The organism is Priestia sp. 53B2 (assembly GCF_056099005.1).
This window is the reverse complement of the sequence record NZ_JBLZXA010000015.1, coordinates 1-23,279: the sequence shown is the minus strand read 5'-3', so window position 1 is coordinate 23,279 and position 23,279 is coordinate 1. Positions and strand designations below refer to the sequence as shown.

General features: G+C 39.7%; 20 protein-coding genes, 1 rRNA gene and 1 riboswitch. Of the genes, 2 read left to right on the top strand and 19 right to left on the bottom strand.

The window, feature by feature from the left end:
* Position 1: 1 nt before the first annotated feature.
* Genes ligA through pcrB form a run of 3 tightly spaced genes read right to left on the bottom strand, consistent with a single transcriptional unit; the run spans position 2 to position 5,005 of the window.
* Positions 2-2,008, bottom strand: coding sequence for an NAD-dependent DNA ligase LigA (gene ligA, locus ACN6NE_RS12360; RefSeq protein ID WP_129705767.1), 2,007 nt, complete (start codon positions 2,006-2,008; stop codon positions 2-4).
* A gap of 20 nt (positions 2,009-2,028) precedes the next feature.
* Positions 2,029-4,254, bottom strand: a complete 2,226-nt coding sequence (pcrA, locus tag ACN6NE_RS12355) for a DNA helicase PcrA (protein ID WP_474325404.1) — start codon at positions 4,252-4,254, stop codon at positions 2,029-2,031.
* Positions 4,255-4,306: 52 nt separating this feature from the next.
* Positions 4,307-5,005 carry a heptaprenylglyceryl phosphate synthase gene (pcrB, locus tag ACN6NE_RS12350; protein ID WP_474325402.1) on the bottom strand — a complete coding sequence of 233 codons (699 nt, stop codon included), beginning with the start codon at positions 5,003-5,005 and terminating at the stop codon, positions 4,307-4,309.
* A gap of 512 nt (positions 5,006-5,517) precedes the next feature.
* Here pcrB and ACN6NE_RS12345 point away from each other — a divergent pair.
* Positions 5,518-6,900: a glycine--tRNA ligase gene (locus ACN6NE_RS12345; protein WP_474325401.1), complete on the top strand. Its 1,383-nt coding sequence runs from the start codon at positions 5,518-5,520 to the stop codon at positions 6,898-6,900.
* A gap of 37 nt (positions 6,901-6,937) precedes the next feature.
* Here ACN6NE_RS12345 and ACN6NE_RS12340 read toward each other — a convergent pair whose 3' ends face one another.
* Positions 6,938-7,243, bottom strand: a complete 306-nt coding sequence (locus ACN6NE_RS12340) for a YerC/YecD family TrpR-related protein (RefSeq protein ID WP_013055048.1) — start codon at positions 7,241-7,243, stop codon at positions 6,938-6,940.
* Positions 7,244-7,390: 147 nt separating this feature from the next.
* Positions 7,391-9,139 carry an adenine deaminase C-terminal domain-containing protein gene (locus ACN6NE_RS12335; protein ID WP_474325398.1) on the bottom strand — a complete coding sequence of 583 codons (1,749 nt, stop codon included), beginning with the start codon at positions 9,137-9,139 and terminating at the stop codon, positions 7,391-7,393.
* Positions 9,140-9,241: 102 nt separating this feature from the next.
* Between ACN6NE_RS12335 and ACN6NE_RS12330 the strand changes: the two genes are divergently transcribed.
* Positions 9,242-9,499 (top strand): YgaP family membrane protein, encoded by a 258-nt coding sequence (locus tag ACN6NE_RS12330; RefSeq protein WP_016762773.1) that lies wholly within the window; start codon positions 9,242-9,244, stop codon positions 9,497-9,499.
* A 30-nt stretch (positions 9,500-9,529) separates the two neighbouring features.
* On the opposite strand, the gene purD is transcribed toward ACN6NE_RS12330, so the two are convergent.
* From purD to rrf, 14 genes are all read right to left on the bottom strand, one after another.
* Entirely contained in the window at positions 9,530-10,804 is a 1,275-nt protein-coding gene (gene purD, locus ACN6NE_RS12325; RefSeq protein ID WP_474325396.1) for a phosphoribosylamine--glycine ligase, read from the bottom strand.
* A gap of 13 nt (positions 10,805-10,817) precedes the next feature.
* Positions 10,818-12,356: a bifunctional phosphoribosylaminoimidazolecarboxamide formyltransferase/IMP cyclohydrolase gene (gene purH, locus ACN6NE_RS12320; protein ID WP_013081443.1), complete on the bottom strand. Its 1,539-nt coding sequence runs from the start codon at positions 12,354-12,356 to the stop codon at positions 10,818-10,820.
* 103 nt (positions 12,357-12,459) lie between these two features.
* Positions 12,460-13,038 carry a phosphoribosylglycinamide formyltransferase gene (gene purN / locus ACN6NE_RS12315; protein ID WP_014461934.1) on the bottom strand — a complete coding sequence of 193 codons (579 nt, stop codon included), beginning with the start codon at positions 13,036-13,038 and terminating at the stop codon, positions 12,460-12,462.
* The gene (gene purM, locus ACN6NE_RS12310) at positions 13,035-14,072 is read right to left on the bottom strand and encodes a phosphoribosylformylglycinamidine cyclo-ligase (protein WP_474325394.1); all 1,038 of its coding nucleotides are present in this window, start codon (positions 14,070-14,072) and stop codon (positions 13,035-13,037) included. The genes purN and purM overlap by 4 nt, the downstream gene beginning before the upstream one ends.
* A gap of 26 nt (positions 14,073-14,098) precedes the next feature.
* Entirely contained in the window at positions 14,099-15,514 is a 1,416-nt protein-coding gene (purF, locus tag ACN6NE_RS12305; protein WP_013055041.1) for an amidophosphoribosyltransferase, read from the bottom strand.
* Complete coding sequence (gene purL / locus ACN6NE_RS12300; RefSeq protein WP_129705754.1) at positions 15,490-17,721, bottom strand: phosphoribosylformylglycinamidine synthase subunit PurL; 2,232 nt, start codon at positions 17,719-17,721, stop codon at positions 15,490-15,492. The genes purF and purL overlap by 25 nt, the downstream gene beginning before the upstream one ends.
* A complete protein-coding gene (gene purQ / locus ACN6NE_RS12295) occupies positions 17,705-18,391 on the bottom strand; it encodes a phosphoribosylformylglycinamidine synthase subunit PurQ (protein WP_474325392.1) in 687 nt (228 codons plus the stop codon). The genes purL and purQ overlap by 17 nt, the downstream gene beginning before the upstream one ends.
* A complete protein-coding gene (gene purS, locus ACN6NE_RS12290) occupies positions 18,388-18,639 on the bottom strand; it encodes a phosphoribosylformylglycinamidine synthase subunit PurS (protein ID WP_013055038.1) in 252 nt (83 codons plus the stop codon). The genes purQ and purS overlap by 4 nt, the downstream gene beginning before the upstream one ends.
* Before the next feature lie 7 nt (positions 18,640-18,646).
* Positions 18,647-19,354: a phosphoribosylaminoimidazolesuccinocarboxamide synthase gene (gene purC / locus ACN6NE_RS12285; RefSeq protein ID WP_013055037.1), complete on the bottom strand. Its 708-nt coding sequence runs from the start codon at positions 19,352-19,354 to the stop codon at positions 18,647-18,649.
* 74 nt (positions 19,355-19,428) lie between these two features.
* A complete protein-coding gene (gene purB / locus ACN6NE_RS12280; protein WP_013055036.1) occupies positions 19,429-20,721 on the bottom strand; it encodes an adenylosuccinate lyase in 1,293 nt (430 codons plus the stop codon).
* Entirely contained in the window at positions 20,718-21,863 is a 1,146-nt protein-coding gene (gene purK / locus ACN6NE_RS12275) for a 5-(carboxyamino)imidazole ribonucleotide synthase (RefSeq protein ID WP_474325390.1), read from the bottom strand. The genes purB and purK overlap by 4 nt, the downstream gene beginning before the upstream one ends.
* Positions 21,856-22,344, bottom strand: coding sequence for a 5-(carboxyamino)imidazole ribonucleotide mutase (gene purE / locus ACN6NE_RS12270; RefSeq protein WP_013055034.1), 489 nt, complete (start codon positions 22,342-22,344; stop codon positions 21,856-21,858). The genes purK and purE overlap by 8 nt, the downstream gene beginning before the upstream one ends.
* 128 nt (positions 22,345-22,472) lie before the next feature.
* Positions 22,473-22,574: riboswitch (purine riboswitch) on the bottom strand.
* Positions 22,575-22,658: 84 nt separating this feature from the next.
* Positions 22,659-22,859 carry an NETI motif-containing protein gene (locus ACN6NE_RS12265; RefSeq protein ID WP_057240125.1) on the bottom strand — a complete coding sequence of 67 codons (201 nt, stop codon included), beginning with the start codon at positions 22,857-22,859 and terminating at the stop codon, positions 22,659-22,661.
* A 166-nt stretch (positions 22,860-23,025) separates the two neighbouring features.
* Positions 23,026-23,141 (bottom strand): 5S ribosomal RNA (rrf, locus tag ACN6NE_RS12260).
* Between the last annotated feature and the right edge of the window lie 138 nt (positions 23,142-23,279).

The following is a 23,279-nucleotide window of genomic DNA, read 5'->3' as shown; positions in this document are numbered from 1 at the left end:
CTTATTTATTTAATTCCGTAAGTAGCCTTGCCTCATCCCATACTTCAATTTCAAGCTCGTTAGCTTTTGTCAGTTTGGAACCAGCCTCTTCCCCTGCCACAACAAGGTCTGTCTTTTTACTTACGCTTCCTGTGACTTTACCGCCAAGTGCTTCAATTTGTGCTTTTGCATCATTGCGAGATAGCTGTTCAAGCTTACCTGTTAATACAACGGTTTTACCAGCAAAAACAGAATCTACATTTTCTACACTTACAAGCTTGGGTCCTTTGTATGTAAGGTTTACTCCATACTCTTTTAATTCATGTATAAGTTCTTGAACCTCTTCTTGTGTAAAGTAAGCGACAATAGCATCAGCCATTTTGGCACCAATTTCATTAATTGCCACTAATTCATCATACGTTGCTTTTGTTAACTTGTCTATGGTTTCAAAGTGCTGAGCTAACGTCTTTGCAGCTTTTGCTCCAACATGGCGAATGCCCAAACCAAAAAGCAAACGCTCAAGCGAATTTTCTTTCGATGCTTCGATGGCTGCAATCAAATTATCAGCAGATTTCTCACCCATGCGCTCAAGCTCGATTAACTGCTGTTTTGTCAGCGTATAAATGTCCGCTACATCTTTAATTAACTGTTCGCGAAATAATTGTGCTATAACTTTTTCACCAAGTCCATCAATGTTCATCGCATTGCGGGACACGAAATGAATAAGTCCTTCACGAATTTGAGCAGGACAGCTTGGATTAATGCAGCGAAGCGCAACTTCTCCTTCTAAACGCACCAGTTCACTTTCACATTCCGGGCAGTGAGTAGGCATCGTAAACTCTTGCTCTTCTCCCGTTCGCTTCTCTTCAATCACATTCACTACTTCAGGAATAATATCTCCTGCTTTTTTCACCACGACATAATCTCCGATGCGAATGTCTTTTTCACGAATCAAATCTTCATTGTGAAGAGACGCACGCTGTACCGTCGTACCTGCTACTTGAACCGGCTCCAAAATAGCTGTTGGCGTAATGACACCTGTCCGGCCTACCGTCAGCTCAATATTTACAAGCTTGGTTACAACTTCTTCAGCAGGAAACTTATAAGCAATAGCCCAGCGTGGACTTTTGGCCGTTGTTCCAAGCTCAGCCTGCTGATCAAATGAATCTACTTTTACAACAATGCCATCAATATCATAAGATAGTTCTGGACGTTGCGTCTGCCAGCTTTCGATGTAAGCAATCACATCATCAATGGTTTCACACGTCTGCCTTTCCTTATTTGTTTTAAAGCCAAGCTCATCAAGTAAATTCAAACTTTCGCTGTGAGAGTCGATTTCTAATTCTCCTGTATCAGTCATGGCATATACAAAGATATCTAAATTACGTTTTGCCGCAATTTTAGGATCTAGCTGACGCAGTGAGCCTGCAGCTGCGTTACGCGGGTTAGCAAACGGAACTTCATCCCTTTCCATTTTTGCTTCATTAAGTGCTTCGAATGATTTTCTCGGCATAAATGCTTCTCCGCGAACTTCCATTGATAACGCTTCTTTAATTCGCAGTGGAATAGAGCGAATTGTTTTTAAGTTTTCAGTAATATTTTCACCAGTCGTACCGTCTCCGCGCGTAGCCCCCAGTACTAGGTATCCATCTTCATAGCGAAGAGATACAGCAAGGCCGTCAATTTTAAGTTCGCATACATAAGAAAACTCATCTCCAACGGCTTGGCGCACTCGGCGATCAAAATCCCGAAGGTCTTCTTCATTAAATGCATTTCCTAAACTTAGCATAGACGTTTGATGCTGAACCTTCTCAAACGCATCAAGCACTTGGCCGCCAATGCGCTGAGTAGGTGAGTCAGCTGTTTTTAATTCTGGAAATGATTCTTCTATCTCAATTAACTCATTCATTAATTTATCGTATTCTGCATCTGGAACAGATGGCTGATCTAACACATAATATTCATAGCCATATTGATTTAATAAGTCACGTAATTCTTGAACGCGTGATTTTGCTGTCTCAAACTCCATATTCTAGCTCCTTTTCACGATTACACTTTCGTAACCGGGGCAAATTTAGCAAGCAGTCTTTTTACACCTGTAGGACTAGGAAAAGCAATGTCTAATTCTTTTGAATCTCCTTCTCCTTTTACACTTACAACTGTACCAATTCCCCATTTTTTATGCTCGGCCTTGTCTCCAACGCTCCATCCAATTGATTCACTTCCTGTTGACACAAGCTTCGTTTTTGCCACGGCCGCTTGTCGGCGCGCTGCAAACGGCGAAGCTGAAGCCCCTGCACGACCAGTAGCAGGTTTGCGCATTGCTTCATTTAAAGATTCCACAAGCTCGCTTGGGATTTCTCCAATGAAGCGCGATTTTGGATTGACGTTTGTTTTACCAAATAGTGTGCGCATTTGAGCATTTAATAAATACAATTCTTGTTCAGCACGTGTAATCCCTACGTAGGCTAAGCGTCGTTCCTCTTCCATTTCATTATCTTCGAATAACGAGCGGCTATGAGGGAATACGCCTTCTTCCATACCCATTAGAAAAACAACCGGGAACTCTAGACCTTTTGCCGAGTGAAGCGTCATCAGAATCACTTGTTCGTTCTCTTCTTCTTCCTCGTCGTCAAGCTTATCAATATCAGCAACAAGTGCTAAATCCGTTAAAAATGCTACTAAGCTTTTATCTTCGCTTGCTTCTTCAAACGTTTTTGTGACAGATAAAAACTCATCAATATTCTCTAAGCGGCTTTGTGCTTCAATTGTTTTTTCCACTTTAAGCGCTTCACGGTATCCTGTTCTTTCTAATACTTGTTCCACAAGCTCTGTAACAGACATATAGTCTTGCATTTGAGCTAAGTTCGAAATCATCGACTGGAAATCACGAAGGGCTTTTGTTGCTTTGCCTGTTAACCCCATTAATTCTACTTCATCCAGCGCTTTGAAAATCGAAATGTCATGAACGTTTCCGTAATTGGCCACTTTATCTACTGAAGTAGCTCCAACTCCGCGCTTTGGAACGTTCACAATACGAGCTAAGCTAATGTCATCATCTTGGTTGGCAATTAAGCGCAAGTACGCAAGCAAATCTTTAATCTCTTTGCGGTCGTAGAACTTAATGCCGCCGACAATTGTATAATTAATATTGGATTTTAACAGCACTTCCTCCATCACACGAGACTGTGCATTTGTGCGATACAAAATGGCAAAATCACTGTATTTACGCTTTCCGCTGTCTACTGCTTCTTTAATTTTACGTGCTACAAACTGTGCCTCATCATGCTCACTCATTGCTTGGTAATGATAAATCTTCTGACCTTCATCGTTTTCCGTCCATAAGTTTTTCACTTTACGATTCATATTGTTTGCGATGACGCCGTTTGCCGCAGCCAAAATCGTTTTAGTTGAACGATAATTTTGTTCAAGCAAAATGGTTTTGGCTTTTGGGTAATCTTTTTCAAATGACAAGATATTTGTAATATCAGCCCCGCGCCAGCGGTAAATAGACTGATCTGAATCCCCTACTACGCATACATTTTCAAATCTTGCAGCTAGCAAGCGAACCAGCATATACTGTGCATGGTTTGTATCTTGATACTCGTCCACATGAATATATTGAAACTTGCGCTGATAGTAAGTTAACACTTCAGGAACTCGTTTAAATAGCTGAATCGTTGTCATAATCAAATCATCAAAATCGAGCGCTTGGTTTTTCTTTAAACGCTTTTCATACTCTTTGTAGACTTTGCTTACAACTTCTTCATATGGTCCCGCTGCTGTTTTATCAAATTCTTCCGCTACTTTCAGTTCATTTTTAGCTGAACTAATGCTTCCTAATAACGAGCGCGGATCGAATTTTTTTGGATCGATGTTTTGATCTTTTAAAATATTTTTAATAACGGACAGCTGATCCGTTGAATCTAAAATCGTAAAGTTACGATTAAAGCCAATACGATCAATATCTCTTCGTAAAATACGCACGCACATCGAGTGGAACGTTGAAATCCAGATATCTTCTGCCACTCCTCCAACGATACTTGCCACACGCTCTCTCATTTCACGAGCTGCTTTGTTTGTAAAGGTAATGGCTAAAATATTCCAAGGTGCAACTTCTTTTTCTGCCATTAAAAACGCAATTCGATGCGTTAATACACGTGTTTTTCCACTTCCTGCACCGGCCATAAGTAATAGTGGTCCGTCTGTTGTTTTAACTGCCTCTTGCTGCTGAGGGTTTAATCCTGTTAATAATTTTTCACTTAAAAAATTCACGTTTTCACCGCCTATATCGAACATATATTCTCTATTCTACTTTATTTATTTTTCACTGTGCAATATTCTTTTTTACTGCTTTTACAGTTTTTAACGCTTCGGCTAAATTTGTATAAATAACATTTCCTACAATAACCGTATCGGCTAGCTCTCCCATCTCACTCGCTTGCTCTTTTGTCTCAATACCTCCGCCGTAAAATAACTTCGTCTCATTTAGCGAATTTTTTACTTCTGCCACTAATTCAGGATCTCCATACGTTCCGCTGTATTCTAGATAAAAAACGGGCAAATGAAACATGCGTTCAGCCATACGAGCATACGCTACAACGTCTTCTGCATCCAAATCTGTTTTCGCTTCCGTTAGCCCAGCTACTTTTGCTTCGGGGTTAAGTACGCAGTATCCTTCTACAAAAATTTCATCCCAGTCCATGATCTCTCCGTATTCCTTCATCGCCGCGTGATGTAAATCAACAATCCACTTTGGATTCTTGCTGTTTAAAACGGTCGGAATAAAATAAGAATCAAAACCAGGTGTTACAGAGTCAATTGTGGATACTTCCAGCGCACACGGCACCGTGTAGCGTCGAATACGCATTAATAGCTGCAGTACATTGTCTAGAGTTACTCCGTCAGATCCTCCGACAAGAACCGCATCCGTTCCTGATTCGCAAATTTTTTCTAAATCTGCATCTGAAATCTCTTTATTAGGATCTAATTTAAAGACATGTCTCCACTCTTTAATATCATACATATATGTTCCTCCATTTCTTTACACTTAAAAGTTCGCGCTCATCCATTTGTTCATTATAACAAAACTAAGAGGGTGAAATGAAAGGAAAACCGAACTTTTCATCACGTTTTTTGTTTTCAAAAAATATGTATAAAAGATATGGTTTTACCCTCAAATTCAGGAAGAACGCATCACAAAAAAAGCCCATTTTGCACAAGGTTATTGTTTCTCTGCATAGGATATGCTAATATATAGCTACTAAAATTTATATGATATACGCTGAAGGATCAATAGTACTTAAATCCTCTTCACAAAGCGAACTAGGGACGGTGGGAGCCTAGAGAATGGTTTAAGGAAAAGGCAATCTGGAGTATATACAGACGAAGGTGGATACATTTTGTATCAACCAGGGTGGAACCGCGGGAAAAACTCTCGTCCCTGGGCATATTGCTGATATGCCCAGGGACGAGAGTTTTTTTGTACCCGCTCTTTTTGTTTCGCTTGAATCACTACCATTTACAGGAGGAATTAGAATGTCAAAAACAATGGATCAAATCGTATCTCACGCTAAACACCGCGGCTTTGTATTTCAAGGTTCTGAAATTTACGGCGGTCTTGCAAATACATGGGATTACGGCCCGCTTGGCGTAGAATTAAAAAACAATATTAAAAAAGCATGGTGGAAAAAATTCATTCAAGAATCTCCATACAACGTTGGTTTAGACGCTGCGATTTTAATGAATCCAAAAACATGGGAAGCTTCTGGTCACTTAGGAAACTTTAATGACCCAATGATCGACTGTAAGGATTGTAAAGCCCGTCATCGTGCTGATAAATTAATTGAAGAAAAACTTCAAGAAAAAGGCATTGAAATGATCGTAGACGGCCTTTCATTTGATGCAATGGCTGACTTAATTAAAGAACATGAAATTACATGTCCTGAGTGTAGTTCAGCTAACTTTACTGAAATTCGTCAATTTAACTTAATGTTCAAAACACACCAAGGTGTAACTGAAACATCAACAAATGAAATTTACCTTCGTCCTGAAACAGCTCAAGGTATTTTTGTAAACTTTAAAAACGTTCAGCGCTCAATGCGTAAAAAGCTTCCGTTCGGTATCGGCCAAGTGGGTAAAAGCTTCCGTAACGAAATTACACCTGGTAACTTCACATTCCGTACGCGTGAATTTGAACAAATGGAACTTGAATTCTTCTGTAAACCAGGCACTGAATTAGAGTGGTTTAACTACTGGAAAGAAACATGTAACCAATGGCTTCTTTCTCTTGGTATGAAAGAAGAAAACGTTCGTCTTCGCGACCATGATGATGATGAACTTTCTCACTACAGCAATGCAACAACAGACTTTGAATACAAGTTCCCATTCGGCTGGGGAGAACTATGGGGCGTAGCTTCTCGTACAGACTATGACTTAAAGCAGCATATGGAACACTCTGGAGAAGACTTCCAATATGTTGATCAAGAAACAAACGAACGCTATGTACCTTACTGCATCGAGCCTTCTTTAGGCGCTGACCGTGTAACATTAGCTTATATGATTGATGCATATGAAGAAGAAACGTTAGAAGATGGCTCTTCTCGTACAGTTATGCAGCTGCACCCTGCTTTAGCACCATTTAAAGCTGCTGTATTGCCACTTTCTAAAAAGCTTTCTAACGAAGCTCGCGCTGTCTTTGAAGATTTAGCAAAATACTTTATGATTGACTATGATGATGCTGGTTCAATCGGTAAACGTTACCGTCGCCATGATGAAATCGGTACGCCGTTCTGTATTACATTCGACTTCGATTCATTAGAAGACAATCAAGTAACAATCCGTAACCGCGACACAATGGAACAAAAACGTGTAGCAATTAGCGACCTTAAAAATATCATTGAAGAAGCAACTCAATTTTAATTAAAAAATAAGCGTATGGCTGCTTCAGCCATACGCTTTACTTTTGATTTGAATCTTCTTGAAGGCGTTCTAACACCATTTGATACGCATCGCTTCCATAATTCAAGCAGCGTTTAACACGGGAAATAGTCGCTGTGCTTGCTCCAGTTTCCGTCTCAATTTTATGGTACGTGTTGCCTTCTCTCAGCATTCTTGCCACTTCTAAGCGCTGTGCTAATGATTGAATTTCATTAACTGTACATAGGTCATCAAAAAATTGATAGCATTCTTCAATGTTTTCTAATGATAAAATCGCTTGAAATAGCTGATCTAATTCTTTTCCTCGTAGTTTGTTGATTTGCATCGTATCGAACTCCTTTATCATTGGCTTTCTTTACTGGTTGTTTCTATCTATAAAATACAGTTTCTATATTTATTTGCACATACATTCATTCTGTATGAAGACAGCCAATTTCATACAAATTTCAAATTCCTTTGATACTTTTATATTTTAACGCATTATAGACGGAAAAAGTACTTTTTTATTCATAACATCATAAATTCCTACTGGCGTGATACGAATATAAGGCAAATGTGTAGACGAAAAGAACAGCAGTGAATAGACAGGATCATCATGCTTGTATCCTCGCTCACCCAGCACTTTCTTGAGTTCTACCTCTCGTTTACTTAACTCCTCCATTGGCAGATTCGACATGACTCCTTTCAACGGAAGATCCAGTTCATATACTACTTTCTCATCTTCTGTAATGACAATACCGCCTCCAATTTCTTTCATACGTTTAAATGCACACATCATATCTTTTTTCGATTTTCCAATTAAAATAAAATCACCTGTATTTGAAAATGAACTCGCCAGTCCCGATACATTTGTCGCAAATCCTTTTAACAGCGTATTGATCCGCCACTTGCCTTCTCGGTCCACCAGCACTAAAAAACTTTCATCATGATCAGAGGCTAATACATCTCCGCTCACATTCAAGTGAATTGAATACGGCTCCATAATAACAGCATTTTTCATTTTTACGCCTACTGGCATTGAAAATTGAAAATCGTCCATCGTTAAATCAAAGTCCAACTTTAACGGTGAAAAACCAAACTTTCCCCAAGGGAATTCTACTGAGGCTAATGCTTGTTCTTTGCCTTCTTTTTTCATCCACTTTCCTTTTGCTAGCACAGAGACCGGAGTAGGCCGCATAGGATCTTCTAAAATATTAATATTAGCCACACAGCCTGTTGCTACATGCCCGTGCAAATGTTCCATGTTATAATAGCGAGCAATATTTACAGACACCATATTATAAGCATCTAACACGGGAACCCCTTCTGAAATAGCTAATGTAATTAACATATCTGACACGCCATTTTGGTAAAAAGAAGGCGGAGAACCGTCTGTATTCATCGTAATATGGTCAAAATAATCTACCTGCAGCTCTTTTAACTCCTGCAGTAATTTTGGCAAATCTGGCCGAATTGAAGAGTGGCGCAAAGCAACGTCATAGCCTTGTGTTAACCGAGCAACAACATCTTTCCCTGTCATAGACTCATGATCGCTGTCTGCCCCGAGCAATTTCATTTTTGCCAAGGTAAATGCTGATGCCCCCGGAAAATGTCCTTCAATATGCTTTCTCATCCGTTTTGTCTCTTGAACCCAGTGGAGCATTAAATCATCTCCGTCTAAAAGCTTCGGCCAACTTGTCAGTTCGCCTCCTTGTAAGACAGCTTCATTTTGTAGCCAAGAAGTAATGTTCGTATGTGAGAAGATGTCAGCCTCTTCATCAATTTCCGTCTGCGAATCAAATCTGCACCACCAATACAGTGATTGTGGTAACGTTTTCATTTCTTCAATCAATGAAAATGCCGTTTTTTGTTCAAGCTGTAAAGCGAGAATTAAATTATCATTAAATAAAGTCGTTGTTCCGTGCTTGGCTGCATATTGGGAAAAAGTCTGGGGATTATATAACTGAAACGGGTGAACATGCGGCTCAATATACCCAGGAACCACATATTTCTCACTGCAGTCTATAATCTCTGTAGAAACGTCTGTGTGCTTAGGCATCTCTGAGCCAACGTATACAATACGATCTTGGTAAACCCAAATATGTGCTTTTTTCCACTGCTTCATTCGAGCGTTCAAATATGTTGCATCTTTTAAGACAATAGTTGGTGCTTTTTGACCGTTTAATACTAAGAGCTGCTGTCTAATATGTTTGCTTTTCCAGCGGTATCTTTGTTCCGGCATGCTAAATTCCCCCTAATTTACTATGTATTTTTATCGTAACACATCCGTGATGTAAACGCATTCAGAAACTGTTATTAATTTTATGAATAAAGGTGATAAAACATGAAACCAAATATCGGCATTGTTAACGCATTAATTCGACTTACATTGGGCTTTACCCTTCTTTCTTGGACAACATCTCGTTTATCTCGCAGACCGTACAAAGATTCATACATCTTCTTAGGGTTAATGGGAGCTTTAAAAGTTGCAGAAGGCATCACGCGTTTTTGCCCCCTTACGTACGCATATGATTCATGTCAAAAACATGATGAACATGAACACCATCCAAATGGAAATGAAGAAACGTATAATCCTTCATAAGGTAAAAAGGAGAGCCGAAGCTCTCCTTTTTTATTTTAAAGCTGCTTTTGTTAATGCACGATGGCCGATGTCTTTGCGATAGAAAAAGCCTTTTTCTACATCAATATGAGCCATTTGTTTGTATACTTCTTGCTGCGCTTCTTGAAGAGTTGCTCCTTTAGCACCTACTAATAGAACACGGCCGCCGTTTGAAACGTATGTGTCGTTTTCTAAAGCTGTACCAGCGTGGAAAACAAGCGCGTCTTCACTAATCGCATCCAACCCGTTAATTGGCGCACCTTTTTGATAATCTTCTGGGTAGCCTGCTGCTGCTAATACGATTCCGATAGCCGCTTCATCATCCCATTCAATTTCTACTTTTTCTTCTTTCAAAATGCGAAGAAGCACATCGACTAAATCGCTTTTCATACGCGGCAGTACGACCTGTGTTTCAGGATCTCCAAAACGCGCATTAAATTCAATCACTTTTGGTCCTTTTTGTGTTTGAATCAGACCAGCATATAGAATTCCTGTATACTCACAGCCTTCTTCAGCTAATCCTTTAGCCATTGGAAGTAAGATGTTTTCTACAGCCTCTTGTACTTCTGCATCACTGATTTGCGGAACAGGAGAGTAAGCTCCCATGCCTCCTGTGTTCGGTCCTTGATCGCCGTCAAAAGCACGCTTATGATCTTGTGCAATTACCATTGGATATACATTTGTACCGCGTACAAATGCCATTAATGAAAATTCTTCACCATCCAAAAATTCTTCTACAACTACTTTTGCACTTGCTTCTTTAAATTTTTGGTCAACTAGAAAATCACGTAATGTATCTACAGCTTCTTCCACTGTTAAAGCAACAGTTACACCTTTACCAGCCGCTAAGCCGTCTGCTTTAATAACAATTGGAGCGCCTTGCTTTTCCACATATGCTTTTGCTTCCTCGTAAGACGTAAATGTTTCATACGCTGCGGTTGGAATATCATACTTTTTCATGAGCTCTTTTGCAAAGCTTTTGCTTCCTTCAATCATCGCTGCTTGTTTGCGCGGTCCAAAGACTGGAAGACCTTCTTGTTCAAATCGATCAACAATGCCTTCAATTAGCGGATTTTCTGGTCCAACAATTGTTAATTCAATCTTGTTTTCTTTTGCAAATAGCACAAGCTCTTCTTGGCTGCTTTCATCGATTGGTACAATCGTTGCCACATCTCTCATGCCCGGATTTCCTGGTGCTACAAACACTTCGTTAACAAGTGGACTTTTTGAAGCTTTCCATGCAATTGTATGTTCTCTTCCGCCTTTTCCAATAACTAAAACATTCACGTTCATCACCTCATTAATGTTTAAAATGTCTTACGCCTGTAAATACCATTGCAATGCCGTATTCATCTGCTTTTGCAATTGACTCTTCATCACGAATTGATCCGCCTGGCTGAATAATAGCTGTGATTCCTGCTTTAGCTGCTGCTTCTACTGTATCGCCCATTGGGAAGAACGCATCTGAACCTAAAGCTGAACCTTGTGCTTTTTCACCAGCTTGTTCAATAGCAATTTTTGCAGCGCCTACGCGATTCATTTGACCAGCCCCTACGCCGATTGTCATGTCATCTTTTGCAAGTACAATAGCATTAGACTTAACATTTTTAACAACTTTCCATGCTAATTTTAAATCTGCCCACTCTTTTTCTGTTGGCTCGCGTTTCGTTGGAACAGTAATCGTTGCATCATCAAATCCGAACACGTCTTCATCCTGAACAAGAACGCCGCCTTTTACAGATGTTAAGAAAGCTTCTTTTTCTGCTTTTTCATCAAGCTCTATCGTTAGTAAACGAAGGTTTTTCTTAGCTGTTAATACATCTAATGCTTCTTGATCGAACGCAGGAGCAATGATGATTTCTAAGAAAATTTCTTTTAACTGAATAGCCGTTTCACGGTCGATAGGGCGGTTAGCTGCTACGATACCGCCAAAGATAGATGTAGGATCTGCTTCGTATGCTTTTTGATAAGCTTGAGCAATTGTTTCACCCACACCTACACCGCAAGGATTCATATGTTTGATCGCTACGATAGCCGGCTCTTTGAATTCTTTTACGATTTGAAGAGCTGCATTTGCATCGTTGATATTATTGTATGATAACTCTTTTCCATGCAGCTGCGTAGCCGTTGCAATAGAACCTTTTTGTGTTAACGGCTTTTTATAGAAAGAAGCTTGTTGGTGAGGGTTTTCTCCGTATCGTAAGCCTTGAACACGCTCATACGTTACTGTTAATTTCTCGGGAGTTGTTTCACCTGTAATGTTTGTTAAGTATTCAGCGATTAATGCATCATAAGCTGCCGTATGACGGAATACTTTTGCTGCTAATCGTTGATTGGTTTCAAATGAAACATTGCCATCAGCTTTTAACTCTTCTACTACGGTTGCGTAATCGCTTGGATCTACTACAACTGAGACAGAACGATAGTTTTTCGCAGCTGAACGAAGCATTGTAGGTCCACCGATGTCAATATTCTCAATCGCTTCAGCAAGCGTTACATCCTCTTTTTCAATTGTCTTTTTAAATGGATATAAGTTTACAACTACAAAGTCGATTGGCGAGATATTATGCTCTTTCATTTGTGCTTGATGCTCTTCATTATCGCGTAACGCTAATAAAGCACCGTGAACGTTAGGATGCAATGTTTTTAAACGGCCGTCTAAAATTTCTGGGAAATCAGTTACTTCAGAAATTCCGATAACGTCAATGCCGTTTTCTTCTAGGGTACGCTTTGTACCGCCAGTTGAAATAATTTCTACTCCTAAGTCCTTTAATTCTTGTGCAAATGAAACAATACCTTCTTTATCAGATACGCTAATAAGTGCGCGTTTTGCTGTCATTTTGTAAACTCCTCCTGATCCGATCTCTCATTTAAAATCTTTCTTTCACTACTACTCTACCATAGTAAAGGATTAAAACTTTTTTGACAAGGTTACATCCTATTTATTTAACTGCGGCTTGTTCAAATAATTCATTTAGTACCGCGGGATAAAATTGATGTTCAATTTCATGAATACGGGCCTCAACTGTTTCTCTTGTATCGCCTTTTTCAATGCGAATAGCCTGCTGATCAATAATTGGTCCTGTATCCATTCCTTCATCTACAAAATGCACGGTAATTCCAATCACTTTTACTCCTGCATCAAAAGCTTGACCAATAGCATCAATCCCAGGAAATGCAGGTAAAAGCGACGGATGAATATTAACAATACGATTTTTGTATGGCTTAAGCAACGTCGAACCAACTAATCGCATATATCCTGCTAAAACAAGAAATTCTACTTTAGCTGATGTAAGCTCTGCAAGAATTGCTGCTTCATACGCTTCTTTATTTTCATAGTTTTTAGGCGAACAAACAAAGCATGGTATTCCACATGCTTTTGCTCGTTCAATTACGTATGCATCCGGTTTATTACAAACAACAAGCGCAATATTTGCTTTTAATCGACCTGACTGAGTTGCTTCGTAGATGGATTGAAAGTTACTGCCGTTTCCAGAAGCAAACACTGCAATATTTATCATGCAAACGTCCCTCCAGCAAATTTAACACCTGTTCCTTCTTTTACACGTCCGATAACAAATGCTTTTTCGCCTTCGTTTTCAATTGCTTCAATGACTTTATTCATATCTTCGGGTTCAACAGCTAAAACAAATCCGATTCCCATGTTGAATACTTCAAACATTTCTTTACGGTCCAGCTTGCCTTGCTCTTCAAGGAAATCAAACACGTATGGAATTGGCCAAGAACCGTAATCGATTTCTACACCTAAACCTTCAGGAAGCATACGAGGGATATTTTCAACAAATCCGCCTCCAGTAATATGAGCCATACCTGCAATCTTAGCTGCATGTAATGCTTTTAGGACCGGCTTCACGTATATTTTTGTTGGCGTTAATAACTCAACTCCGAGCTTTTCATTAAAACCAGCGTAAGTTTCGTGAAGATTTAATCCTTGATCATCAACGATTTTACGTACAAGAGAGTAGCCGTTGCTGTGAATACCGCTAGATGAAATGCCGATCAACAGCTGTCCAGCTTTAATCTCATCTCCGGTAATAATTTCTGACTTTTCTACTGCTCCTACTGTAAACCCTGCAAGATCATATTCATCTTCTTCGTATAAACCTGGCATTTCAGCTGTTTCTCCGCCAATTAACGCACAGTTGGATTGTTCACAGCCGTCTGCAATTCCTTTTACAATCGATTCAATTTTTTCAGGAACTGCTTTCCCGCAAGCAATATAATCTAAGAAGTAAAGAGGCTCTGCTCCTTGTGCTAAAACGTCGTTTACACACATGGCCACTGCATCCACACCGATTGTGTCATGCTTATCCATTTGAAAAGCAAGTTTCAATTTTGTTCCTACTCCATCTGTACCAGAAACAAGAACAGGCTCTTTTAAATTCAATGTAGATAAATCGAACATTCCGCCAAAGCCGCCGACTGTTCCCATAATACCTGCACGAGCAGTGCGTTCTACGTGCTTTTTAATACGTGAAACAGCTTCATATCCTGCTTCTAAGTCAACTCCAGCTTGTTTATATGAATATGACATGTTGTCACTCCTTTTTTACGTTAAAACTAACAAGTTACCTTTTCATGAGGGTGTACAGTATCTGGATAAATTTCAGTTGGATACTTTCCAGTGAAACATGCCATACACTGTCCGCCGTTGCCTTCATACTGTCTGCCGATTGCATCTACTAACCCTTCGTTGCTTAAGAAAACAAGTGAATCAGCTTCAATCAATTCACGAATTTCTTCAACAGAGCGCGTAGCAGCAATTAGCTCAGAGGATGACGACGTGTCAATTCCATAAAAACATGGATTTTTGATAGGTGGTGAACTGATGCGTACATGTACTTCAGTTGCTCCTGCTTCTCGAAGCATACGAACAATGCGACGGCTTGTTGTGCCGCGAACGATAGAATCATCTACCATGACAACACGTTTACCCTCTACAATTTTACGTACAGGAGACAGCTTCATTTTTACACCTTGTTCACGCAATTCTTGTGAAGGCTGAATGAATGTACGGCCTACGTATCGATTCTTAATTAAACCTAATTCGTATGGAATTCCTGACTGTTCTGCAAAACCGATAGCTGCTGAAATACTTGAATCCGGAACGCCTGTTACAACGTCTGCTTCAATCGGTGACTCAACTGCAAGTTGTTTCCCAAGGTTTTTACGAGCAGAGTGAACATTGATTCCATCAATATTGCTATCTGGTCTTGAGAAATAAATATATTCCATACTGCAAATGGCGCGGTTTACGTTTAATGTGAAACGTTCTGATTGAATACCTTCATCGTTAATAATGAGTAATTCACCCGGCTCTACATCACGCTCATGAACTGCTCCAACAATATCAAATGCACATGTTTCAGAAGCTACTACATAAGCATCACCTAATCGTCCAATTGATAACGGACGCAATCCGTGAGGGTCAAGTGCAACCATCATCGTATCTTCTGTTAAGATAACGAATGCGTATGCGCCTTTAACCATTGATAAAGCATTTTTTACTTTATCTTTCATATCTTCATAGCCGCTTCGTTTAATTAAATGAGCAAGTACTTCTGTATCCGATGTTGATTGAAAAATACTCCCTTGGTTTTCCAGCTGATGCTTTAATGCATTTGCATTAACCAAGTTTCCATTATGAGCTAACGCAAGGCTTCCGCTATGAGAGCGGAAGTGAAGGGGTTGAACATTTTCAAACCCTCCGCCTCCAGCTGTTGCATAACGAACGTGTCCAATTGCTGCTTTACCGTTTAGTTGCTCTAACTCTCCGTGGCCAAATACTTCGTTAACAAGACCGACACCTTTCATTACTGTCACTTTTTCTCCGTCTGTTACAGCAATACCAGCGCCTTCTTGTCCGCGGTGCTGCAAGCTATGCAAACCGTAATAAGCAATCTGGCTTGCATTTTCATGTCCCCATACACCGAATACGCCACATTCTTCGTTTAAGCCTTTGATTTCAGCAAGCATGGAAGCGCTCCTTTCCAAGCAGTAGTTAATTCTTCAACTGATAATTGAACAAGAACATTTTCTTGATGTTTAACAGTTAATGTTGCGTCTTCTGTTACGCGTCCTACTAATGTTACATCTTGTACAAGCATTTCGAATTTTTCTTTATTCTCTGGAGAAACCGTTACGATAAAACGTGATTGTGTTTCACTGAATAGCTCTGCTGTTGCTTCGCCGTCTACCGTTACGTTCACACCTAATCCGCTGCCGTTCATCACTTTTTCAGCTAGGGCTACCGCGAATCCTCCTTCTGCAATATCGTGAGCAGATTGAACTGCACCTTCACGAATTGCTTGAAGAAGCTGATCTTGACGTGTTTTTTCAACTGCTAAATCTAATTTAGGTGAATGCCCAAATACCGTACCGTTTTCTAGTACTTTTTGAAGCTCAGTACCTGCGAATTCTGCTTCAGCTTTACCAATAACATAGATTAAGTCATCGTTTTGCTTCGCATACTGAGTTGTAATATGGTTGATATCGTCGATCAAACCAACCATTCCGATAACAGGAGTTGGGTAAATTGCTTCACCTTTTGTTTCATTGTAAAGAGATACGTTACCGCCGATAACCGGAGTCGATAGCTTACGGCAAGCGTCGCTCATACCGTCTGTTGCTTTTTCAATTTGCCAGAAGATTTCTGGTTTTTCAGGGTTACCGAAGTTTAAGCAGTCTGTAATTGCAAGAGGCTGTGCACCTGAACATACAAGGTTACGAGCAGCTTCTGCTACTGCAATACGGCCGCCTACTTCTGGGTCTAGGTATAAATAGCGAGAGTTACAGTCTGTTGTCATCGCTAATGCTTTATTTGTATCACGTACACGAACAACCGCCGCGTCAGATCCAGGAGATACAACTGTGTTTGTACGTACTTGATAGTCATATTGGTTGTAAACCCACTCTTTGTTTGCAATAGTAGGCTGTTTTAAAAGTGTTACTAACATATCACTGTGATTTTCAACAGTAGGAGCATATGCTGATTGCTCTTGGAACTCACGATAGTATGCTGGTTCTTGAGATGGCTTGTGGTATACCGGTGCATCTTCTGCTAATGCATCTACAGGAACATCTGCTACTACTTCTCCGTTATGAGTTAAACGAAGGCGCTTATCGTCGGTTACGTGACCAACTGAAACAGCTTCTAATCCGTATTTTTCTACGATTTCTACGATTTCATTTTCACGGCCTTTTTCAACAACGATGAGCATGCGCTCTTGAGATTCTGAAAGCATCATTTCATATGGTGTCATACCTGTTTCACGCTGAGGTACAAGATCAAGGTTCATTTCAATACCAGAACCTGCTTTACTTGCCATCTCTGCTGAAGAACTTGTTAAGCCCGCAGCACCCATATCTTGAATACCGACTAAAGCGTCACACTTGATAAGTTCTAAGCACGCTTCAAGAAGAAGTTTTTCCATAAATGGATCTCCTACTTGTACAGCAGGACGTTTTTCATCTGACTGATCAGATAGTTCTTCAGAAGCAAATGTTGCGCCGTGGATGCCGTCGCGGCCCGTTTTTGCTCCTACGTACATAACCGTGTTGCCAACGCCTTTAGCTTGACCTTTTTGAATGTCTTCGTGATTAATTAAACCCACACACATAGCGTTAACAAGCGGATTTCCTTCATATGAAGCTTCAAACTGAATTTCTCCGCCTACTGTTGGGATTCCTACACAGTTACCGTAACCTGCGATTCCCGCTACTACTTCCTCAAACAAATGACGAACCTTTGGAGATGTTAATTCACCAAAACGCAAAGAGTTTAAAAGTGCAATCGGTCTTGCTCCCATTGAAAAGACGTCACGAATGATACCACCTACACCAGTTGCTGCTCCTTGATAAGGTTCAATCGCTGATGGATGGTTATGACTTTCGATTTTAAATACAACGGCTTGGTTGTCACCAATATCAACGATACCAGCTCCTTCACCAGGACCTTGTAATACTTTTTCACCCGTGATAGGGAATTTTTTCAGTACAGGCTTAGAGTTTTTATAACTGCAGTGCTCTGACCACATAACAGAGAATAAGCCTGTTTCTGTATAATTAGGAGTACGACCAAGCAGTTGCTCTACATTCGCAAACTCTTCGTCTGTTAATCCCATGTCTCGATATAACTTTTGTTCTTTAATTTGCTCTACATTTGGTTCAAGAAGTAACGACATTTTGTTCCCTCCACTGCTTTACGATTGATTGAAATAATTTAAGTCCGTCCGCGCTTCCTAAAAGATCGCTTACCGCTCTTTCTGGGTGAGGCATCATTCCTAATACGTTGCCTGTTTCGTTCGTAATCCCTGCAATATCTTGAAGACTTCCGTTTGGATTATCATCTGCGTATTGGAAAAGAATCTGGTTGTTTTCAATCAATTTTTGTAACGTGTGTTCATCACAATAGTAGTTGCCTTCACCATGTGCCACTGGAATAGCAATTACTTCATCTTTGCCATAAGCATTTGTAAACATTGTTTCGTTATTAGCTACTTTCAAATTCACTGTTTTACAGATGAATTTTAAGTTTTCATTACGGCGCATAGCACCTGGCAGTAATCCTGCTTCTAATAAAATTTGGAATCCATTACATACACCTAGTACTGGCTTTCCTTGGCTTGCTGCTTTTTTTACAGCGTCCATTACATTTGAGAAGCGAGCGATAGCACCTGAACGAAGGTAATCTCCATATGAGAAACCACCTGGAAGCAAGATACCATCATATTGATCTAATGATTCTGTATCGTGCCAAACGTAATCTACTTCTTCACCAAGCTCATCTTTGATAGCATGATACATATCGACGTCACAGTTTGATCCTGGAAAAACAATTACAGCAAATTTCACTGTACGACAACCTCCTCAACCTCGTAACGGTAATCTTCAATTACTGTATTAACTAAAAGCTTTTCACACATTTCTTTTACGCGTTCATCTAATGAATCTGTGCTGTCGATTGTTAGTTCTAAAAATTTACCGATGCGTACTTCTTCTACTTCTTCATAAGACATACGGTGCAATGAATTTTTAACGGCTACTCCTTGAGGGTCTAATACACTTTCTCTTAATGTGACAAATACTTTTACTTTATACATGGTTGGGTTATCCTCCGATTCGCTGTAAGATTTTTTCGTATGCTTCTGTTAAACCGCCTAAATCTCTGCGGAATACATCTTTATCTAATTTTTCGTTCGTATGAACATCCCAGAAGCGGCAAGTGTCAGGTGAAATTTCATCCGCTAAAATAATGTCGCCTTGAGAAGTACGGCCGAATTCTAATTTAAAATCCACTAAGAAAATATCTTTATCTTTGAAGAATTTCGATAATATTTCGTTAATTTGAAGTGCTTGTGCCTTTAAACTATCAATCTCTTCTTGAGTTGCAGCTTTAAGGAAAATCGCATGTTCTGCAAGAATTAATGGATCACCAAGCGCATCGTCTTTGTAGTAAAGTTCAACGATTGGCTGTTCAAAACGAATACCTTCTTCTACGCCAATTCGCTTCGCAAGGCTTCCTGCTGTAGCATTTCGTACAACAACTTCAAGCGGGACAATTTCTACTTTCTTAACCGCTTGTTCATGATCTGAAAGCTGCTTCACAAAGTGAGTTGTAATCCCTTGCTCATGTAACATTGAAAATAGTAAACTACTAATTTGATTGTTCAACTGTGCTTTTCCGCTAATCTCCGCTTTTTTCTGACCGTTGAATGCTGTAGCTTCATTTTTATAAGCAACCCACAATACATCTTGCTCATCAGTAGCGTAAATCTTTTTCGCTTTTCCTTCATAAAGTAACTCTTGCTTTTCCATGCTGTCACCTCTACATACAGAATATTCAGATACACTTTCTTAGATAAAGGCAAGGACGTGCCTTGCCTTTTTTATTAAAGACCTAAACGTTCAAAAATCATATCTACATTTTTTAAATGGTGCTTATGATCGAAACAATCTTCAATCTCTTCTGGTGATAAGTGGCGAGTAATGCGCTCTTCGCCTTCAATTAAAGAACGGAAAGGAACTTGCGTTTCCCATGCTTCCATTGCTTTTGGCTGTACTAAGTCGTATGCTTCTTCGCGTACCATGCCTTTATTGATTAGTGTTAACAGTACACGCTGTGAGTAAATTAATCCTAGTGTACGATCCATGTTGCGCTTCATGTTGTCAGGGAATACTGTTAAGTTTTTAACAATGTTTGCAAAACGATTTAACATGTAATTTAAAGCAATCGTTGCATCAGGTAAGATGACACGCTCTGCCGATGAATGAGAGATGTCACGCTCATGCCAAAGCGGTACATTATCATAAGCCGTAACCATATAGCCGCGAATTAAACGAGCAAGTCCCGTTACGTTCTCAGAACCGATTGGATTACGTTTATGAGGCATTGCAGATGATCCTTTTTGACCTTTTGCAAAGTACTCTTCAACCTCACGTGTTTCACTCTTTTGAAGACCGCGAACTTCTACTGCAAATTTCTCAATAGATGTCGCAATTAACGCTAGTACTGACATATAGTGTGCATGACGGTCACGCTGTAATGTTTGCGTAGAGATTGGTGCTGGTGAAATTCCCAACTTCTCACATACGTATTTTTCAACGAAAGGATCGATGTTAGCGAACGTTCCAACTGCTCCTGACATTTTACCGAATTCCACTTCAGCTGCAGCACGTTTTAAACGCTCTAGGTTACGCTTCATTTCTTCGTACCATAATCCCATTTTCAAACCAAATGTCGTTGGCTCAGCGTGTACACCGTGCGTACGTCCCATCATAACCGTATACTTATGTTCTTGAGCTTTTTCCTTTAGTACTTCTACAAAGCGCTCTACGTCACTTAGCAAGATTTCATTAGCTTGCTTTAATAAATAAGATAGAGCTGTATCAACTACGTCAGTTGAAGTCAAACCGTAGTGTACCCACTTGCGCTCTTCACCAAGCGTTTCAGATACTGCACGAGTGAAAGCTACTACGTCATGACGCGTTTCTAGTTCAATTTCATTGATGCGGTTAATATCAAAAGATGCATTTTGACGAATTAACTTCACATCTTCTTTCGGAATATGTCCTAATTCTGACCATGCTTCGCAAGCTAGAATTTCAACTTCTAACCAAGCTTTAAATTTATTTTCTTCTGTCCAAATAGCTGCCATTTCTGGTCTTGTATAACGTTCAATCATGTTGTTACTTCCTCCGTTCTTTCCCAAATTCCTAGAGATTCGGCTTTTTCTATCGCCTCATCTATCTTATCAGCTAATACCGTGATATGTCCCATTTTTCTCTTCTCTTTTGCAACTTTTTTTCCGTACAAATGCAAGTGCATATCATCTAAACATTCGATTTTTGCCATTGTGTTCTCAATATGTTCCCCTAATAGGTTAACCATAACAGCAGGTTTTAATAAAGTCGGCTGTGCTAGGGTCCAGTTACAAATGGCTCTTACATGCTGTTGAAATTGAGAAAGATCACAAGCATTGATTGAATAATGACCTGAATTATGAGGTCTAGGCGCCATTTCATTTATATAAAGCTGACCTTCTTCAGTTAGGAACATCTCAACTGCTAATGTACCAACTAAATCTAATCCTTTTGCTATTTCTTGCGCATATTGAAGAGCTTTCGCTTCTTGATCTGCTGTAATACGTGCCGGAACAATCGTTTGGTGCAAAATATGATGCTTATGAATGTTCTCAGCTACTGGTAAACATACCGTTTCGCCTTTTGCATTGCGGTGTACGATAACTGATACTTCTTTATCTAAGTTCATCCACTGTTCTACAATGCATTCCGACTGTGCTAATAGCTCAGCTGCTTCACGAATATTATTCTCATTTTTCACTAGAACTTGCCCTTTACCGTCATATCCGCCTCGGCAAGTTTTTACGACACATGGATAACCAATTGTTTCGACAGCTTTTAAAAGTTCTTCTTCAGTCGTAACGATTGCGTAATCAGGAACGTCTAGATTAAGCTTTGTAATCATTTCTTTTTCTAAACGACGATTTTGTGTAACGGCTAGTAAATGACTGCCTTGTGGCACGTAGCATTTTGTTTCTAGCCATTTCATCATCTCAACATCAACGTTTTCAAATTCATAGGTGATGACATCTGACACTTCAGCAAGCTGTTCAACCGCTTTTCTATCATCATAGTTGCCAATGACTTTAATATCTGCTACTTGACCGCAAGGAGAATCTTTTGTTGGTTCAAGCACTGCAATGTAATAACCCATTTCTTTAGCAGATAGTGCAATCATTCTTCCTAGCTGTCCACCGCCTACGATCCCAATTGTTTTACCAGGAGGTATAAGTAAATTAGACAAGTTGATCACTACTTTCTAACACAGATGATTTAATAGACTCTCTACGATTTTCAAGTTGATCACTTAACGTTGGATCCTGTGTTGCTAAGATTTGTGCTGCTAGCAGGCCAGCGTTCGTAGAACCTGCTTTTCCAATAGCTACTGTAGCTACCGGTACGCCGCCTGGCATTTGAACAATCGATAAAAGTGAATCTAAACCGTTTAAGTTACTTGATTTAACCGGTACACCTATTACAGGTAAAATTGTTTTTGCAGCAATCATACCAGGTAAGTGAGCAGCGCCACCAGCGCCAGCAATAATAACTTTAATCCCTCGTTCTTTAGCAGTTTCAGCGTACTCAAACATATAATCCGGCGTTCGATGTGCTGATACAACTTTCTTTTCATATTCAATATTTAATTCATCTAAAATGTCACACGCATATTTCATAGTGCTCCAGTCTGACTGACTGCCCATTACAACAGCAACTTTTACATTCATGAATAAAAGCTCCTTTTTCACGTTATAAAAAAACCTAGGGTACGTTATGGCTCACTAAAGGAAAGCCACAACTACCCTAGGTTTCATGTATCAACATTCCTTTTGAAAAGGAATCATGTTTACCTATTTAGTAATTGTACTCTCCTCATAGTCCAATGATTTACGGTCATCGGGTAGAAACTCGTGGGCCATATTCCCACTATTATATGAGGTTTCGGATATCTCAATTGACAACTTAATAATAACAGCCAAACCAGAAAAAAGTCAACCCAAAAATCGAATGTTTACTATTTTTATCATTAAAATGTTCGTATTTAGAGACTTTTGCCCTCGAAAACAATCTGTTGTCTTACTGGAACGTACTCTTTTTTACCATTTATTTCTTTTTCTTCAAAGATAGGCTTTTCCATGCGTCGAACGGGCATATACCCATCTTTTTTCATCCGATCTAAACAACTTGCGATTGTTTCATTTTCCTGTAATTCGTATAGTACTTTTTTTGATTTCTTACCCAAAATGCAGCCTCCAGTTCGAAAGAAGTTTCTTACAACGTCAAAAAGAACTTTTATAATAAAAAATTAAATGAATCCACTATAGTGTAACATAATTTAAAAGTTAAATTCACGCTGTAATTTTTAGAAACAAAAAAGACTAGTCATTGAATGACTAGTCTTTTTATTGGCCTGGCAACGTCCTACTCTCACAGGGACAAAGTCCCAACTACCATTGGCGCTAAAGAGCTTAACTTCCGTGTTCGGTATGGGAACGGGTGTGACCTCTTCGCTATCGCCACCAGACAAGAGATTGTTCTCTCAAAACTAGGTAACAGTTTGCTGAGTAAAGCTTACGCTTTTAAAGTTTTGGTTAAGTCCTCGATCGATTAGTATCAGTCAGCTACACATGTCGCCACGCTTCCACCTCTGACCTATCAACCT

Coding starts and splice junctions, on each gene's coding strand:
- ligA (WP_129705767.1), bottom strand. CDS start 2,008: ATGGAGTTTGAGACAGCAAAATCACGCGTTCAAGAATTACGTGACTTA.
- pcrB (WP_474325402.1), bottom strand. CDS start 5,005: ATGTATGATATTAAAGAGTGGAGACATGTCTTTAAATTAGATCCTAAT.
- ACN6NE_RS12345 (WP_474325401.1), top strand. CDS start 5,518: ATGTCAAAAACAATGGATCAAATCGTATCTCACGCTAAACACCGCGGC.
- ACN6NE_RS12340 (WP_013055048.1), bottom strand. CDS start 7,243: ATGCAAATCAACAAACTACGAGGAAAAGAATTAGATCAGCTATTTCAA.
- ACN6NE_RS12335 (WP_474325398.1), bottom strand. CDS start 9,139: ATGCCGGAACAAAGATACCGCTGGAAAAGCAAACATATTAGACAGCAG.
- ACN6NE_RS12330 (WP_016762773.1), top strand. CDS start 9,242: ATGAAACCAAATATCGGCATTGTTAACGCATTAATTCGACTTACATTG.
- purH (WP_013081443.1), bottom strand. CDS start 12,356: ATGACAGCAAAACGCGCACTTATTAGCGTATCTGATAAAGAAGGTATT.
- purN (WP_014461934.1), bottom strand. CDS start 13,038: ATGATAAATATTGCAGTGTTTGCTTCTGGAAACGGCAGTAACTTTCAA.
- purM (WP_474325394.1), bottom strand. CDS start 14,072: ATGTCATATTCATATAAACAAGCTGGAGTTGACTTAGAAGCAGGATAT.
- purF (WP_013055041.1), bottom strand. CDS start 15,514: ATGCTTGCTGAAATCAAAGGCTTAAACGAAGAATGTGGCGTATTCGGT.
- purL (WP_129705754.1), bottom strand. CDS start 17,721: ATGTCGTTACTTCTTGAACCAAATGTAGAGCAAATTAAAGAACAAAAG.
- purS (WP_013055038.1), bottom strand. CDS start 18,639: ATGTATAAAGTAAAAGTATTTGTCACATTAAGAGAAAGTGTATTAGAC.
- purC (WP_013055037.1), bottom strand. CDS start 19,354: ATGGAAAAGCAAGAGTTACTTTATGAAGGAAAAGCGAAAAAGATTTAC.
- purB (WP_013055036.1), bottom strand. CDS start 20,721: ATGATTGAACGTTATACAAGACCAGAAATGGCAGCTATTTGGACAGAA.
- purE (WP_013055034.1), bottom strand. CDS start 22,344: ATGAATGTAAAAGTTGCTGTTGTAATGGGCAGTCAGTCAGACTGGAGC.